This is a genomic window from Shewanella sp. TC10 (genome assembly GCF_009663145.1).
Lineage (GTDB): Bacteria > Pseudomonadota > Gammaproteobacteria > Enterobacterales > Shewanellaceae > Shewanella.
The window spans coordinates 15715-31635 of sequence record NZ_VKHR01000004.1; the positions used below are offsets into that span (position 1 = coordinate 15715).

The following is a 15921-nucleotide window of genomic DNA, read 5'->3' on the forward strand; positions in this document are numbered from 1 at the left end:
AGTCATGATGAGTTTTTTAAGCCAAGTTACACATTGCTCAGCATACAATGACAAGTTGTTCTCAACCCCTATAAAGTTAATCCTCAAATTCGCCTTAGCTTTGAGTATTCTGCTAGCTATAACTTCAGTTAACGCTGAAACCTATACCGTTAAAAACCAAGCAGAGTTTAAACAAGCTGTTGCAAAACTGACCCCAGGTGATGACATCATACTCACCAATGGTGTTTGGCAAGACTTTGAAATTCAGTTTATCGGACAAGGCACACAAAATGCTCCTATTCGCCTTTCAGCTGAAACCAAAGGCAAAGTCATCCTTACAGGGCAATCTAATTTATCGTTAGCCGGTGAATACTTAGAAGTTTCAGGCTTAGTATTTAAAGACGGTTACACCCCAAGTAATTCGGTGATTTCATTTCGAACTAGCGAAGACCAATTTGCTAATCATTCTCGAGTAAGTGAAGTGGTAATCGATAATTTCAACAATCCAGATCGTCACGAATCTGACTTTTGGGTTGCACTTTATGGCAAGCATAATCGTTTTGATCACAACCACCTCATCGGGAAACGTAATAAAGGCGTGACATTAACAGTGAGGTTACGCAGCGAAGCAAGCCAACAAAATCATCATCGAATTGATCATAACTATTTCGGCCCACGCCCTACCCTAGGTTCAAATGGCGGCGAAACCATACGTATCGGTACCAGTCATTATTCGATGACTAATTCGTATACTGTCATCGAGAACAATTATTTTGATCGCTGTGATGGAGAAGTTGAGATCATCTCAATCAAAGCGGGCCAAAATATTGTAAGAAATAACACTTTCTTTGAATCACGCGGCACACTCACAATGCGTCACGGTAACGGTAATCAAATCGATAGTAATGTTTTTTTAGGTAATAACGTGGATCACACGGGGGGAATTCGAATTATTAACCGAGACCAAACCATTACTAATAACTACTTAGAAGGTTTAAAAGGTTATCGTTTCGGTAGCGGATTTACCATTATGAATGGCGTGCCCGACTCACCACTCAACCGCTACCATCAAGTCGTTAATGCCAATGTTAACCACAACAGTTTTATCAATGTAGACCACATTCATTTAGCGGCGGGTAGCGATCAAGAGCGCTCTGCTACACCAAAAGATTCAAAGATAAACAGTAATTTATTCGTCAATAATAACCAACAAGCGCCATTCTCAATTTTTGATGATATTTCAGGCATCGCTTTCTCAAATAATCTGTCTAATGAGCTCACTAACAACCAGATTACTCAAGGTATCAAGCCCACTAAAATCTCACTAAAACGAGCGGATAATGGGCTGCTATACCCAGATAATGATGATAATGCCGTTTTTGGCGCATCAAAGACAATCAAGCCCACCTTAAAGTCGCAAACTGGCGTTTCTTGGTACCCAAAATCTGAGCCTGAAAGTGCCTTTGATTCTGGTCAAACCCATACAGTTTCGACTGCCGAGCAACTGCTCAATGCAATAAACAAAGCCAATGATGGCGATATCATCAGCTTGCAAACAGGCCAATATCACATTGGTAAAATTATCGAGATAAACAAAACTATTTCTATCATTGCTGCAAAGGCGCAAAAACCTACAGTGACCTTTGGCCGAGCCAGTTTATTTGAAATACAAAATGGCGGTAACTTAAAGCTCGATGGCTTAACTATCAGTGGTGAGTCTAGCCCAGACTCATCAGGTAACACTTTAGTTAGAACCAGCAAATGGGGCATGCTCACCAACTATCGTTTTAGTATGTATAACAGTGATATTAGCCACTTAAATATTAACCATTCATTTAGCTTTTTTGATTCAGGTTCCCGTGCATTTGCCAGCAATATTGAAGTCATCAACAACCGTTTTAGCAAGATTACAGGTGATTTATTTAGGCTGAATAAAGAAACAGATGATCGCGGAATTTATAATGTTGAATACCTCACCATCAATAACAATCAGTTTAATGACATCGATGGCGCACTGGTGAAACTTTATCGCGGTGGAACTGATGAAAGTACCTTTGGCCCTCATATCAGCTTTAACAATAACGATGTGAATAACGTCGGCAAGGGCAAACGCAATAAGACTCAAGCAAGCTTATTTCTTCATGGGGTTCAAGTAACTGATATCAACAAAAACCATTTCAATAGTAGCGCTTACATCAATATTGAACATACCACTGGGGAACCAATAACACAGGTAACACATAACCAATTTAACAACACAGGTGAACCTAAGGTCACCGAGCTTTATGCCGTCGGTGAGTCAACGGCAACTATGACTGATAATCTCGTAACTCAATCTGATAATACAGCGTTGTAAATATGAAAAAACCTCATTTACAACTCATAACTAAAGCTGCTCAGTTGATTGCTGCAATTGTGTCGTTAGCTATCACATTATCAACTCAAGCTGCGATTACAGTAAACCACCCGACCTTGGTGATTAATCTACAAGACGTCATTGATATGCGCGCGGCGATAAAAACACCAGGTGCATTTCAACAAGCGTTTAATAGCAAGAAGTCACACGTTGAAAGCTATATTGCTCACGCCATTACTGTCCCTGTACCCGCTGACAGCGGCGGTGGCTATACTCATGAGCGCCATAAGAAAAACTACCAACAAATGTATGATGCGGGCATCTTATTCCAGCTCACTCAAGACCCTAAATACGCTCTATTTGTTCGAGATATGCTATTTAAATATGCCGAGCTTTATCCTCAATTACCTCGCCATCCCAAGCGTAAAAATAGCAATGAAGGTAAACTTTTTTGGCAAGGCTTAAATGAAGCAATGTGGCTGGTTTATACCATTCAAGCCTATGACTTTATTATTGAGTCACTGACAGAAAGTGAACGACAAAAAATTGAAACTGGTGTTCTGTTACCTATAGCTGACTTTCTGTCTTTTCAGTCACCTAAAACCTTTAATAAAGTCCATAACCATGGTACTTGGGCTACGGCTGCAGTAGGAATGACTGGTTTTGTTTTGGATAAACCTGAGCTGGTTGAAATAGCATTATTAGATTTAGACAAAGCAGGAAAAGGTGGATTCCTTAAACAGTTAGACGAGTTGTTTTCGCCGGACGGCTATTACAATGAAGGTCCATACTATCAACGTTTTGCACTACTCCCTTTTGTCACGTTTGCTAAAGCCATTGAGCAAAATCAACCACAGCGAAACATCTTTAATTACCGTAATGATATTCTGTTAAAAGCGATTTATAGCACGATTGAATTAAGCTACAACGGTTTATTTTTCCCGATAAATGATGCCATTAAAAGCAAAGGCATCGACACCATGGAATTGGTTATCGCTGTTAGCATTGCTTATGGGCTTAATACTGATGCTATTAATGATAAAAGCGGGCTCATCGATATCGCCAAGCAACAAAACCGAATTTTACTCACTGGGGATGGGCTCAAACTTGCACAGGCAATTGATGCTGAAACTGAATCAACACAGTCTCATTACCCTTTTACATCTAGAAAGTTTCATGATGGTAAAAATGGTGATGAAGGCGCATTAATTGTCATGCGCCAACAGGTTAATCAAGCTGAACCTAGCCAAGCACTGGTATTTAAAGCTACAGCACAGGGATTAGGTCATGGTCATTTCGACAAATTAAATTGGCAGTTTTACGATGCAGGAGCAGAGATTGTCTCAGATTATGGCGCTGCACGATTCCTAAATATCGAAGCTAAATCTGGCGGTGGTTATTTACCAGAGAATAAAACTTGGGCTAAACAAACCATTGCCCACAATACCCTAGTGGTCGATGAGACAAGCCACTTTGATGGCAATACCAGAGAAGGCAATAAGCACCATCCACAGGTAAATTTTTATCATAGTGACTCACAAGCAACCTTAGCTTCAGCAAGCATAGATACCGCTTATGATGATGTAAGCTTTACCCGAACGATAGCACTCATTTCAGTGAATGCTCATGGTATCGAATACCCGCTGGTGTTTGATGTCTTGGATGTCGATAGCGTTAATCAGCACCAATATGATCTCCCAGTTCATTATCAAGGCCAGTTTATTGATGCAAACTTTCCGCGTCAGTCGTTTACTAACCAGCTTAAGCCATTAGGTGAAAATGCTGGTTATCAACACTTATGGCTAAAAGCGACCTCTCAACCTTTTGCGACTGAAACCCCTTCCCGAGTTGATAGTGATTTAGCTAAGAATATGTTGACTGATAACGCTTTAGCAAAAGTGACTTGGTTGAATGACAACGGCCACTTCTATACCCATAGCAGTATCAATGACGGTTCGACCCAAGTCCTATTCACCCAACTTGGCGCTAATGATCCCAATAATAATCTTCGCAACGAAAAAAGCTTTATTCAAAGGGTAAATAACCGCGCACAACACAGATTTATCAGCGTGTTAGAACCTCACGGCGAATACAACCCTGCAGCAGAGTACACCTTAAATGCCACCAGCAGATTGCAATCATTAACCTATGATCGCCAGGACGACATCAGTGTCATTGGTTTTAGTTTAACAACCCAAACCGATGCAGCGCAGCAATTCGTATTGGCCGTGTCTCATAAACAGGCTGACGATAATTTGAAAAACAACAAACAAAAATCAAACAACCATTCCATAACTAATAGCTTTTCTTACCTCAGCAAGCCATACAGCTTCAGCGGAAGATACCTGTTATTAACCATTACGCAGTAGGAGTTAACTATGAAACAAAGTGCACATTTTTCATTTGGAAATGAAACGGAAATCGAAGATATAGGTGGCGGCCTAAAGCGACAAATGCTTGGGTTTAATGAAGAGTTAATGGCCGTAAAAATTTGGTTTGAGAAGGGAGCAATTGGTTATAACCATGCCCACAGACACTCTCAAGTGACTTACGTTGTGGAAGGCGAGTTTCACTTTAATATTGCCGGCGTGACTAAAATTTTAAGAGCTGGTGATAGCTGTTTAATCCCGCCTCATGCCGACCATGGCGCAACATGCCCAACTGGCGGTATTTTGATTGATACCTTCAGCCCTGCACGAGAAGATTTTATTGAGGGATTAACATGAAAATAAACAATCTTCGATGGTGGGTCATCCTGCTTATCGCTTTAGCGACCGTTATTAACTATATCGATCGCTCTGCGCTAAGTGTGCTTTGGCCTGACATCGTTGAAGATATATTCCCTAATGAAACGGCTTTAGAGCGCAAACAGATATATGCAAATATTTCGATTGTTTTCATATTATCTTATGCTTTTGGTCAGGCCATATTCGGTAAAATATTTGACTGGATTGGCACTCGCCTTGGCTTTGTTCTGTCAATTGGTGTTTGGTCTCTTGCGACTGCGGCTCATGCCTTTGCACAAGGCATGCTGAGTTTCAGTATCTTTAGAGCAATCTTAGGTGTCGCTGAGGCAGGAAACTGGCCAGGTGCTGCTAAAAGTAATGCTGATTGGTTTCCAACTAAAGAGCGTGCATTAGCCCAGGGAATATTTAATTCAGGCGCCGCCATTGGCGGGATTGTATCTATTCCACTTATCGCTTACATGACAGTTTATTTTAGCTGGCAAATGGTGTTTGTAGTAATTGGTTTAGTCGGCCTGCTTTGGTTAATCCCTTGGATTATCTTGGTTAAAGCGCCACCTAAATCACATCCTTGGATTACTGAGGAAGAACGCCAATATATTTTAACGGGTCAAAAATGTACTAATACTGACGATGAATTTGATGTGGAAGAATACAACCCAACGACCACTAAACTGCTTTCTCATAAGCAAAGTTGGGGCGTTATTATTGCATCTGCTGCAATCGATCCTATTTGGTGGTTGTTTGTTTTCTGGATCCCTATCTACCTCAATGAAGTATACGCAATGGATGTTAAGTCTATTGGCATATACGGCTGGGTACCTTATGTCGGCGCTATGCTTGGTGCATGGTTTGGTGGGCTATTGGCACAAAACAGATTAAAAGCCGGTTGGGATACTAACAAAACCCGAAAACTGACCATTACCTTAGGTTGCTTGATCATGCTGCCTGCATTGTTGTCCATGGCAAGTCCTGGTGGGCCAACAACTGCAGTAATGATTATGGCCGTCATCTTATTCGGCTTTCAAACTGCCATTGGTAATGTGCAAACACTGCCAAGTGATTTATTTGGTAAAAAAGCGGTTGGCACCTTAGCGGGAATTTCGGGAATGGCAGCCAAATTAGGGGCGTTAGGATTAACAGCGTTAGTCCCTTATTTAACGGCTGACGGTAATTACACTCCAGCATTTGTCATTGGTGCTTCTTTAGCAATTATTGCGATAGCTGCAGTGTGGATATTGATACCTAAAATTGAACCAGTTAGTCCAAAAGGTAAATAAAATAAACGATTTAGCAAGACATTATCTTTATCGTTAATCTTGATTATCGTGTCGATATATTCATTGAAAACTACTCATTGCTCAGTGGATATATCGACATCGGTGATCGATTTGATATTGATAATTTAAGCTGGGGCTGTACCCAAAGAGCCCTTTTTTATTTTCATGAGGTCTATTTAACACATACTCAACCCCTTCCGAGCCTGTGTTAAGTAGGCCAAGTGAGTTTCCTCACTTAGCTTTAACTTAAAGCTTAAATTTCATCTCTATGCTTTACCGCGACTTCGCTGCTAGTTATTGATTCAGATTCAACTTGAGCCGGGGGCGAAAACAGCACCGCAAACCTTTGTTTGAATGTAAGTCCTGTCTGTGTCACCTCTATAAACATATCTCGCCACTCAGCAAAGCTGACAATGAAAGGGTTAAAACTGTTAATCGGCTTAGTAATGCCGTAAACCACGGTTTCAGCTTCAGGCTCAAAAGTTGAAAATAACTTATCCCAAATAATCAGCACACCGGCATAATTTTTATCAATATATTGCGGGTTTTGACCATGATGAACTCTGTGGTGAGATGGGGTATTAAAAATGAGCTCAAACGGGCCAAGTGATTTTATCGCTTGAGTGTGAACAAAAAATTGTAACCCTAGGTTAAGCAGCACAACAAACACCACCCAATTAGGGTCAAAGCCAATGACGACTAAAGGAAGCCAAAATAACCACATCCCTGCTAGTGGGTACATTAGGCTTTGTCTAAACGCGGTACTGAAGTTCATGTTCTCAGAGCTATGGTGAACCACATGAGCAGCCCACATCCAACGGACTCTATGACTTGCACGATGGAACCAGTAATAAAAGAAATCCTGTAGCACCATTAGCACTATAAAACTCAGCACACCCATTTGGATATCAAATAGCTTCCAACCAAATACAGCAAGGTAAACTTTAGCTATCAATAAACCTGCAATAATATCAGTTAACTGGTGCATACCAGCTAAGCAGATATTACAAAATACTTCCGCCTTTTTATAACGTGCAGATATTGGAAGTTTTTGGCGTTTATCTCCTAAATACCATTCAAGAAAAATACAAACGAAAAAAATTGGCGCTAAAGCCAATAACAGCATTTCAGGGTGATTGATGATTGAGTTCAAATCCATTGAAAACCTAATATTATTTAAATTGTTTTATGCGGATAATTAATCGCTACCACTTTGCAAAATGATCTTCGGTTAAACCAAGCTGATTATGTAGTAAATGTTTGTGGCCATTATTATCAATAATATGGCCACTAAAATAACCTATGTACTGCCTAAAATTGCTTTTCAGAAAACCAAAATTGAGTTTTTCGCTGCGGCAATTAAGCGCCCTAAAAGTCAGATCGACTTGACCACTACCAGCACTTATTTGCCAATAGTCATCACTTAAGTGACGATTAAAGTCGAACTTAACAGCTGGCAATAAGTGACGCTCCCCATTAATCCACAATACGTTTTCTGTTGCACCAGTTTCATTGACGCCAGCAGCTAAATTTAACCCTAACACTCCATCTTCCACTTGTGCATTAATAGAAGCCCAGCGCCAACTGGTTTCACGGCGCATATAACCTGCAGAAAAATCATAACCGCCTAAAGCAAGGTTTAACGGCTGTGGCTCATCTTTAACCGTTAAACTGCCCGTCACTTTTAAACCATTATGCTTTTGAGTATAAGTCCAACCGTTATAGCCTGTTGGAGTACATAAGCTCATCGGTAAACTTAATGGCAACGGGCACAATTGCAGTTCAGCATTAATATCATCCGTTTTTATTTTTAGCTGCCATTGGGCATCTTTAATTGAAAACTCAATTCTACCTTGGCGATGTTTTATTCTTGCTTTACCGTGCTGAGGAGAGCCTGATACCGACATCCCCCAAGATAAGGGTTTTAACGCTTGAGTTTCGGTCAACTTATTCTTTGCAATATCATAAAGGTAACAAAAACTACTGCCTACATAACGAATATCAGCAATGGCGACGCCAATAATGTATCTCGGGGTAGTAATATTGATAAATTGAAACTGTTTATAATCGAAATATTTAGCGAGCCAAGAGCATGGCTTATCCATTTCGTTGAAGTAATTAAACTGTTTAACATCTAAGTCAGCAACAACACCGTCAAAGTGTCCATAAATAGGCTGGCCTTCTGAGTTCATTAGCTTGTCTGGCGCAAGTTGCAAATGATCCAATGACATACTGCATTCCATGATTTATCTAAATTAAAAACGTCTCAATTAAAGAGCAAAGCGACAGTAAGATACACCCAGCTCGATAATTTAATTATTTTTACGTCACTCTAACGTGAATAAATTATAAACATAAGTCAACGTTTACCTTTCTGCTCACCACCAATACTTTTGCACCCAAACTTTCTTTCATTGGTGCTAAATTTATTGATGTCCCTTACATTGACAATATCTAATAAACCGCTTTGTTTTGACTGGAATAGCGCTAAAAATCTGTTATTCTGAGCGCACCATTTTTTACTTTTTTTTACCATGAAATCACTGTCATTACTCTTGTGCTCCGCATTATTTTTATCAGCTTGTGCTAGTCATACTCCGACCCATATTGCACTTAACCCGAATGTGCCAAATGTCATCACTAAAATTGATCGTTATGACACCGTGGCGGTAAATACAATTGATGTCCGAAAAGCAAACTTCATCGTTCGATTTAATAATGGCGATGACGCTGCAAAATTAGTAAGTCCAAGCGAACCGATTAGACAGCAACTTGATGACGTATTTAAAAAGTCGATGAGTAAATCCGGATACCAAGTGGATCCTGCAGCCAGAAATACAGTTGAGTTCCAGTTAGATTACCTATTAACTGATGTCACCGAGTCAACGTTTGGATTCGAAGCAAAAACCGATTTAACCATCAATGTCATTGCTAAAAATCAAACCCAAGAATTCACTAAAATTTATAACGCAAAAGGCCTGTTAAAAGGACCTTTTAGCCCAGACTTTGCTACGTTAGAGCTTGATATGAATAAGCTAATTGATGAACTCACTACTAAAATCATTAATGATCCTGAGTTACATCAATTTTTACAAAGCTAACTCATAAGCAGAGTTAACCCAGCCAATGAGCTGAAATAGAAAGTTATCAACCTTATACAACAGATTAGGAAGACCTTATGTTTAAGCGGATTGTAGCCAGTGTATTTTTGTTTTCATCAATGATGGCAAATGCAGCCATCGATATTCAACCTAATACCCTTTACCCACAAGTCGAGTTTGATACGACTATGGGGAAAATTATTGTTGAATTAGACCGCACACGCGCACCACTCACTGTCGATAACTTTCTGACTTACGTTGTGAAAGGTGAATATGACAACACCATTTTTCATCGAGTGATTGCTGATTTTGTTGTGCAAGGCGGCGGATTAACCACGCAACTAGAAGAACGTGAGTCAATGGAGCCTTTGTTTAATGAATCAGGTAATGGCTTATCTAACAGCATAGGTACTATCGCCATGGCGCGGGATAATGACCCGCACTCAGCAACTCGTCAGTTTTATTTTAATGTCGGTGACAACAAAAACCTCAACCCATCAAAACGTCGTTGGGGTTATGCCGTATTTGGTGAAGTGGTTGAAGGCATGGCTGTTTTAGAAGCAATATCATATGTGCCAACTCAGCATAATGACCACCTCAATTGGCCTGATTTTCCTGTAAAAGAAATTCTATTAAATAAAGCAACTTTACTTTCTAAGTAGTTTTGCTTTCAAGTCTGTTTACTCCGGCTAAATTGAACAGATAGCGGCTTAGCCATAAGCCACTGACTAATTCAAAACTAGGTCAAAACTAGATAAATATAAATTAATTTTAAATGATGTTTTGATAGCCTTAAGTAAAAACGAATATAAAAGTGGAGTGAAATATTGATTTCATTCCACTTTTTTATAGCCGTTTATGGTACGACTTATTTCAAAACTAGATAAAGCCTCTGAAATTCCATTTACACTGTAAACTTGAGTCGTTATTCCACAATCCTGACTATACTTAAATTTACCTGTAAGCTGCGGTGCCTGTGTATAGTGCATTAGTGTTTAGAGCATTATTTATCGAGTTGTTAATCATCTGCAGCTTATAAACCTTGTCTTATTCGATAAATAATTTCGATTAGTTTTAATTCAGTCTTTAGTCAATGGAAAACAATAAAAAAGGATGTCATCAATGACCCCAAATGACTTTATAGAAACCAAGGCGCCTCAATTGGCCTATTATGGAAAAGCATTTTTAGATAACCAATTGGAGCATAAAGAACTCAAGCTGTATATGTGGGATGTACTCGAGGAATGGCAAAGTATTAGTGTAGACACAAGTGATAACTCACCCTCTCCCACAGACACAGAAAAAGTATTTTGGCATTTACTCCACTGTTTTGATGAATGGCCAGATATGGTTATTAGAGGTAATCAATACTTACGGCAACAAATTCATGACTGCTGTGATTACATTAATATTGGTGGCGATATGCCCCATGGATGTATCGGTATTAGGCCCACAAGTTGACCAATATGTTCAATTACAATGCTTTTAATTAACAACCCTTTAAATTTCCAATCAGAATGGCTTGAACCAATCAGCTACGCAACATAAGCTAGAGCCATTCTCCTTCAATCAGTTGCCTCAATGTCAGAACTGTTAACTCGTACCCGTGAAGCCTTATCTGTTTATTATCACAAACGTGTACTTATCATGTTATTACTGGGCTTTTCTGCTGGTCTACCGCTCATGTTGGTATTCTCAACTTTAAGCTTTTGGCTTCGTGAAGCGGGGGTTGATCGCGCCGCTATCGGATACTTCAGTTGGATTGCACTCACCTACGCTTTTAAATGGGCATGGTCACCGCTGGTTGATCGGATGTCTTTACCCATATTCACTCGGCTATTTGGACGGCGACGAGGTTGGATGATATTCGCCCAACTTGGATTGGTCGCGGCAATTTTAGGCATGGCGCAAAGCGATCCTTTAGTCGATTTAGAGCAACTCGCTATTTTTGCACTGATATTGGCATTTGCTTCTGCAACCCAAGATATTGTCATCGACGCTTTTCGAATAGAGTCAGCCCCACAAGAGATGCAAGCCGCGCTAGCTGCGGCTTACCAAGTGGGTTACCGTGGCGCGATGATAGTTGCCACTGCAGGGGCTCTCACCATTGCCGCATGGGTTGACCCAGGGAACACAGAATACAACTTAGAAGCTTGGCAAACGGCTTATTTTGTCATGGCCATGCTGATGTCCGTTGGCTTAATCACCACATTTTTCAGCAAAGAACCACAAGTAGACACCAAAGATGCTGATGAGCAAGAAAGCCAATTAAAAGCTAAATTTGCACAAAAGTACCCAACAAAAGTCGCTGGTGCTATGGCATGGCTATACAGCGCAAGTGTACTGCCATTCCTCGACTTTTTTAAACGTTACGGCAAATCAGCTATTTTGATTTTATTGCTGATTTCTTGCTATCGCATTTCAGATATTGTCATGGGCATTATGGCCAATGTGTTTTATGTGGATATGGGTTTCAGTAAAGAAGAAATTGCCTTTTTAAGTAAAGTCTATGGTTTGATCATGACGTTACTTGGCGCCGGAGCAGGCGGAATTTTAATCATGCGCTATGGCACGATGAAGATATTATTTGTCGGTGCTTTATTGGTTGCTGTCACCAACTTACTCTTTGCATGGCAAGCTTACATTGGCTATAACGTGCCATTCTTAACCTTTGCCATATCGGTTGATAATTTCAGTGCTGGCATAGCCACTGCTGCCTTTATTGCCTACCTTTCAAGCCTCACCAGTAGCGGCTACAGTGCCAGTCAGTATGCTTTACTGTCTTCAATTATGCTGTTGTTCCCTAAGTTTATTGCCGGATTCTCAGGGGTATACGTTAATGCTTATGGCTATGTGAACTTCTTTATTGCCGCAAGCTTAATTGGCTTCCCAGTTTTATTGTTAATCAGCTTAATACAACGTTACCCACCGCCTGAGCAACAAGTAGAAAACGCCACTACTGAGAGCGCTAATGAAGATAAGTTAACTGATACTGCTGAGCAAAAAAGTTAACTCGTTAATCAAGCGCTCTCTTACACAAAAAGCCCAACATCATGTTGGGCTTTGTTTTTAATATCGTTTAATTAGCTGCGCGGTAAAAGAGCGTTATCAGAGCAGTTATTAGGGCCGTTATTCAAGTTTACCAAAGGCCTTTGGCTTTAACCTTACTCGCTCGCTGTAGCTGAGTATTAAGCTGTTGAACTTCAGCTTGCTCTTCTGATGATAAAGTTTGCTTACCATTGGCTGAGTTTTGACTTACCTGCTCGCTAAGAAGCGTCATTTGCTTTTTAAGACCATTAAACACTGATAATAAGCTTTGTTGATTTACATCGATTGCTGCTAGTAACTCAACCTTCTGATTTTCTATCGAAGTTAATACATCAGACTTATCTTCAGCTTCCAGCTTATAAGGTTCTTGTAAGTTAGAAGGTTCTTGTAAATTAGAAGGCTCTTGTACGTTAGATACCCCTTCTAAAGCACCAGAAGAGAGCTTAGAAACAGCTTCAACAGTCATTGTTAATGATTCTGATTGCTCTGCTATATCAGTCAGTATTTGCTTACTCTGAGACTGTAATTGATTCAGTTGCTCAGAAAACTGACCAGACAGAAGTTCAGCTAATTGGTTGACTGATTGCTCCAACTGCTGAGCATTATTGTTTTCACGCTCAATTTTTGCAGACTCTTGCGAAGCCAACTGCTGTTGATATTTCTCAGCCTGCAGTGCTTGCTGAGCAACAAAGTCTTGCTGATGCGCTGACAAGATTTGTTCAAATTTATGCCACTGACTGTCATCAAGCTTCACATTGCTTTGTTGCTCCTCAGAGTCAATTTCTGCTGGAGTATTTAATTCACTATTAAACAATGCAACTTGCTGAGTTAAGGTTTTAGCATTGACCTTACTTGGCCTGTATTGCTCACTCACAAGTTTGGGCAAGTCTGCTGACAATTGATAAAGGTACAATCCTGACAAATAGATATCACGATGAAAAATACTTCGTCGCTGCTGAGCAATATCTTTTTCATCATTGCGCGCTTTTTCACTCACTTGCCAAGCACGTAAGTTCTCTATGGCATAACTATGCTGTTCGTGAAGTTCTGGCGCTAAATTGAAGGTACATTGAATGCGCATACAAGTTACCTATTTAAGCAGCTGCAGAGTTATCTGTATTGGTATCATCACTTTCATCAGCATGGCTTTCTGCTGCATGACTTTCTGCTGCATGGTAACAGCAAATCTCTCGTGATAACGCTTCTTGAGGTTGATCAAGTAACACGATTTTCTCGCCAAGGCTTGGATAAGCTTCATGCACTGCAGCCTCAATTAAAGTCGCACCACCGCCCACTAAGTAAACTCTATTGGGATTGCGCATAAATGTTTTCGCTTCGTAGGCAATGGCATTACCTAACTCTTCAATTTTATGCTCAATTCTCTCAAGCACCCAATCAACTTTGGTTAAATCATTAATCACTTCACAAGCAAACTCACGATTATGACGATTTTTAATTAACTCGTTGGCCACGAGGTAACTCGCGTCACTATCGGCTGCTGCTAATGCCTTTCGCGCCGCATCAGTCACCATTGAAACACCTATAGTCGCATTGCCATATACACTCGAGACATCATCAAACTCACCTACAATCACGCCCATATCAAGCGTGGTACCGCCCACATCAATAACCAGAGATTTAGTGAAAGCGTTAATTCCAGAATCGACTAATGTTGTAAGTACTGCAGGTAAACTCTCTGGCAACACTTCAACATCAACGATTTCAAACAACTCGCCTTTGTTCAGCGAAATGTCACGTAACAGGTTAGCCTTTTTACGTTCGATATTGGCTTCATTCTTCTGGCAATCATCGGCGTTGTAATACTCAGTGATTGGCAAAGTCACTAGAATACTAACCGGGCAAGGTTTAATGCCTGTTTGCAGTAGTGCATGATGCACTGAAAGTAGGTTTAAATCGTCATATTGGTATGCAACGTGAGTGGTCGATAACGCTCTGTCTGAAGTGGCATCAAAAGTGTACTTGGTTGAGCCAATTTGATAATTGAAAATCTTTTTTCCACTGAGTAATGCTGCACTCTTCCAATCTTTACGAAAAGAGTTAGGGGACGTGACACAATGCACCTTCTCGTCTTTTATCCAGCTAATTTTTACATTGGTAGAACCATCGTCGATGGCGAATTTCATTTTTGCAGTGGTCATAACTCAGTTCTTAACGTCGCAATTTAAAAGTATGCAGCGTCAAGGCGACACTAAACGGCCGTAACTGAAATAAAAATATGGATTTGTTTCTAATAAGCTCTATCTAACAAGCTCTAAAAGAGAGGCTGATTTTAAAGGTGCAATAAAAAATACTGTAACACCAGAGCATTACAGTATTTTTTAAAAATTAGTTTGATAAAAAATTAATTTAAATGATTAATCACGAAAGTTATTAAACTGAAATGGTTGGCCTAATTCAGATTCTTTCGCTAATCGCATCACAGCTTGTAAATCATCACGCTTTTTACCCGTAACACGTACAGAGTCACCTTGAATAGACGACTGTACTTTTAACTTACTGTCTTTAATTTGTTTCACTAGCTTTTTAGCTACCAGGCTATCTATTCCTTGTTTGAAGTTCACTTTCAAACTGAAGGTTTTGCCACTATGAACTGACTTTTCATCGACATCCATTGCTGATGGTTCAACATTACGCTTACTTAATTGAATCCGTAAAATGTCTACTAGCTGGCGACATTGGAAGTCGTCCTCAGCTTTCAACGTCACCGTGTGGTCTTTATGTTCAATATCGGCATCTTTGCCACGAAAATCGAAACGACCAGCAAGTTCACGACGTGAATTTTCTACCGCATTTCGTAACTCAACTTCATCTACTTCTGAAACAATGTCCATTGATGGCATAGTAATTCTCCCATTTAATCTATGAGGTAATACTAGCATTTTACTTGATAGCGCAAACCCTCCATAAAATAGAAAACAATAATTAACTGGAAAATAATGACTTTGCCAGCCGCATTTTTTATTATTGCTCAATACAGTCTCATTAACTCAGGCGAAATAAACGACAACATGAAATTAAAACTCTTTTTTACAGCCGCATTTGCTTTAGCTGTACTTGTTGTCAGTTACCTCGTTTTTTCAAAACCCAACTACCCTGTGACGTTTAACAACATGGATAAGGTTGGCCATACCCTAAGCTTTTTCGGATTGGCGTTTCTCGCTTACTTTGCCTTTAAACCTAAATGGTATTGGATGTGTTCAGTATTGACCTTTTACGCCATTCTTATTGAAGTCATTCAATCTCAAATTCCCTATCGCAGTGCTTCTGTGGCTGATGTTGTGGCTGATATTATTGGTATTGTTTTGTTTTACTTATTTTTATTTGCCTTTAGAAAGTATCAAGCAGCTAAGTTATTTCCGAAGCGTTCGTCAAAAGCATCATAAGGGCACAAT

General features: G+C 39.9%; 14 protein-coding genes. 9 read left to right on the plus strand and 5 right to left on the minus strand.

Annotation, left to right across the window (positions count from 1 at the left end; all coding sequences use genetic code 11):
• Positions 1-70: 70 nt before the first annotated feature.
• From FNZ24_RS02015 to FNZ24_RS02030, 4 genes are read left to right on the plus strand one after another with little or no spacing between them, the layout of a single operon-like run.
• On the plus strand, positions 71-2335 hold the full coding sequence (locus FNZ24_RS02015) for a polysaccharide lyase 6 family protein (RefSeq protein WP_416384806.1): 2265 nt from the start codon (positions 71-73) through the stop codon (positions 2333-2335).
• A 2-nt stretch (positions 2336-2337) separates the two neighbouring features.
• The gene (locus tag FNZ24_RS02020; protein WP_153912760.1) at positions 2338-4704 is read left to right on the plus strand and encodes a heparinase II/III domain-containing protein; all 2367 of its coding nucleotides are present in this window, start codon (positions 2338-2340) and stop codon (positions 4702-4704) included.
• A gap of 9 nt (positions 4705-4713) precedes the next feature.
• On the plus strand, positions 4714-5061 hold the full coding sequence (locus tag FNZ24_RS02025) for a cupin domain-containing protein (RefSeq protein WP_153912761.1): 348 nt from the start codon (positions 4714-4716) through the stop codon (positions 5059-5061).
• A complete protein-coding gene (locus tag FNZ24_RS02030; RefSeq protein ID WP_153912762.1) occupies positions 5058-6359 on the plus strand; it encodes an MFS transporter in 1302 nt (433 codons plus the stop codon). Before FNZ24_RS02025 ends, FNZ24_RS02030 begins: the two co-directional genes overlap by 4 nt.
• Positions 6360-6612: 253 nt before the next feature.
• On the opposite strand, the gene FNZ24_RS02035 is transcribed toward FNZ24_RS02030, so the two are convergent.
• On the minus strand, positions 6613-7518 hold the full coding sequence (locus FNZ24_RS02035) for a sterol desaturase family protein (RefSeq protein WP_153912763.1): 906 nt from the start codon (positions 7516-7518) through the stop codon (positions 6613-6615).
• A gap of 46 nt (positions 7519-7564) precedes the next feature.
• Positions 7565-8590 carry a DUF2804 domain-containing protein gene (locus FNZ24_RS02040; RefSeq protein ID WP_153912764.1) on the minus strand — a complete coding sequence of 342 codons (1026 nt, stop codon included), beginning with the start codon at positions 8588-8590 and terminating at the stop codon, positions 7565-7567.
• Positions 8591-8893: 303 nt separating this feature from the next.
• Here FNZ24_RS02040 and FNZ24_RS02045 point away from each other — a divergent pair, with 303 nt between their 5' ends.
• The 4 genes from FNZ24_RS02045 (at position 8894) to FNZ24_RS02060 (ending at position 12472) form a co-directional block, all read left to right on the plus strand.
• Entirely contained in the window at positions 8894-9460 is a 567-nt protein-coding gene (locus FNZ24_RS02045; protein WP_153912765.1) for a YajG family lipoprotein, read from the plus strand.
• A 77-nt stretch (positions 9461-9537) separates the two neighbouring features.
• Entirely contained in the window at positions 9538-10122 is a 585-nt protein-coding gene (locus FNZ24_RS02050) for a peptidylprolyl isomerase (RefSeq protein ID WP_153912766.1), read from the plus strand.
• Positions 10123-10582: 460 nt separating this feature from the next.
• Positions 10583-10921, plus strand: coding sequence for a hypothetical protein (locus FNZ24_RS02055; RefSeq protein ID WP_153912767.1), 339 nt, complete (start codon positions 10583-10585; stop codon positions 10919-10921).
• A gap of 120 nt (positions 10922-11041) precedes the next feature.
• Positions 11042-12472 carry an AmpG family muropeptide MFS transporter gene (locus FNZ24_RS02060; RefSeq protein ID WP_153912768.1) on the plus strand — a complete coding sequence of 477 codons (1431 nt, stop codon included), beginning with the start codon at positions 11042-11044 and terminating at the stop codon, positions 12470-12472.
• Positions 12473-12599: 127 nt separating this feature from the next.
• Here FNZ24_RS02060 and FNZ24_RS02065 read toward each other — a convergent pair whose 3' ends face one another.
• The 3 genes from FNZ24_RS02065 to FNZ24_RS02075 form a co-directional block, all read right to left on the minus strand.
• Positions 12600-13589 (minus strand): hypothetical protein, encoded by a 990-nt coding sequence (locus FNZ24_RS02065; RefSeq protein WP_153912769.1) that lies wholly within the window; start codon positions 13587-13589, stop codon positions 12600-12602.
• 13 nt (positions 13590-13602) lie between these two features.
• The gene (parM, locus tag FNZ24_RS02070) at positions 13603-14667 is read right to left on the minus strand and encodes a plasmid segregation protein ParM domain-containing protein (RefSeq protein ID WP_153912770.1); all 1065 of its coding nucleotides are present in this window, start codon (positions 14665-14667) and stop codon (positions 13603-13605) included.
• 216 nt (positions 14668-14883) lie between these two features.
• Positions 14884-15369: a YajQ family cyclic di-GMP-binding protein gene (locus FNZ24_RS02075; protein ID WP_153912771.1), complete on the minus strand. Its 486-nt coding sequence runs from the start codon at positions 15367-15369 to the stop codon at positions 14884-14886.
• 168 nt (positions 15370-15537) lie between these two features.
• Between FNZ24_RS02075 and FNZ24_RS02080 the strand changes: the two genes are divergently transcribed.
• Positions 15538-15912: a VanZ family protein gene (locus FNZ24_RS02080; protein WP_153912850.1), complete on the plus strand. Its 375-nt coding sequence runs from the start codon at positions 15538-15540 to the stop codon at positions 15910-15912.
• Positions 15913-15921: the final 9 nt, after the last annotated feature.

What these genes read in the sequence shown, in the direction of transcription:
- FNZ24_RS02020 (WP_153912760.1), top strand. Translation starts at nt 2,338, where the DNA reads ATGAAAAAACCTCATTTACAACTCATAACTAAAGCTGCTCAGTTGATT.
- FNZ24_RS02025 (WP_153912761.1), top strand. Translation starts at nt 4,714, where the DNA reads ATGAAACAAAGTGCACATTTTTCATTTGGAAATGAAACGGAAATCGAA.
- FNZ24_RS02030 (WP_153912762.1), top strand. Translation starts at nt 5,058, where the DNA reads ATGAAAATAAACAATCTTCGATGGTGGGTCATCCTGCTTATCGCTTTA.
- FNZ24_RS02035 (WP_153912763.1), bottom strand. Translation starts at nt 7,518, where the DNA reads ATGGATTTGAACTCAATCATCAATCACCCTGAAATGCTGTTATTGGCT.
- FNZ24_RS02040 (WP_153912764.1), bottom strand. Translation starts at nt 8,590, where the DNA reads ATGTCATTGGATCATTTGCAACTTGCGCCAGACAAGCTAATGAACTCA.
- FNZ24_RS02045 (WP_153912765.1), top strand. Translation starts at nt 8,894, where the DNA reads ATGAAATCACTGTCATTACTCTTGTGCTCCGCATTATTTTTATCAGCT.
- FNZ24_RS02050 (WP_153912766.1), top strand. Translation starts at nt 9,538, where the DNA reads ATGTTTAAGCGGATTGTAGCCAGTGTATTTTTGTTTTCATCAATGATG.
- FNZ24_RS02055 (WP_153912767.1), top strand. Translation starts at nt 10,583, where the DNA reads ATGACCCCAAATGACTTTATAGAAACCAAGGCGCCTCAATTGGCCTAT.
- FNZ24_RS02060 (WP_153912768.1), top strand. Translation starts at nt 11,042, where the DNA reads ATGTCAGAACTGTTAACTCGTACCCGTGAAGCCTTATCTGTTTATTAT.
- FNZ24_RS02065 (WP_153912769.1), bottom strand. Translation starts at nt 13,589, where the DNA reads ATGCGCATTCAATGTACCTTCAATTTAGCGCCAGAACTTCACGAACAG.
- parM (WP_153912770.1), bottom strand. Translation starts at nt 14,667, where the DNA reads ATGACCACTGCAAAAATGAAATTCGCCATCGACGATGGTTCTACCAAT.
- FNZ24_RS02075 (WP_153912771.1), bottom strand. Translation starts at nt 15,369, where the DNA reads ATGCCATCAATGGACATTGTTTCAGAAGTAGATGAAGTTGAGTTACGA.
- FNZ24_RS02080 (WP_153912850.1), top strand. Translation starts at nt 15,538, where the DNA reads ATGAAATTAAAACTCTTTTTTACAGCCGCATTTGCTTTAGCTGTACTT.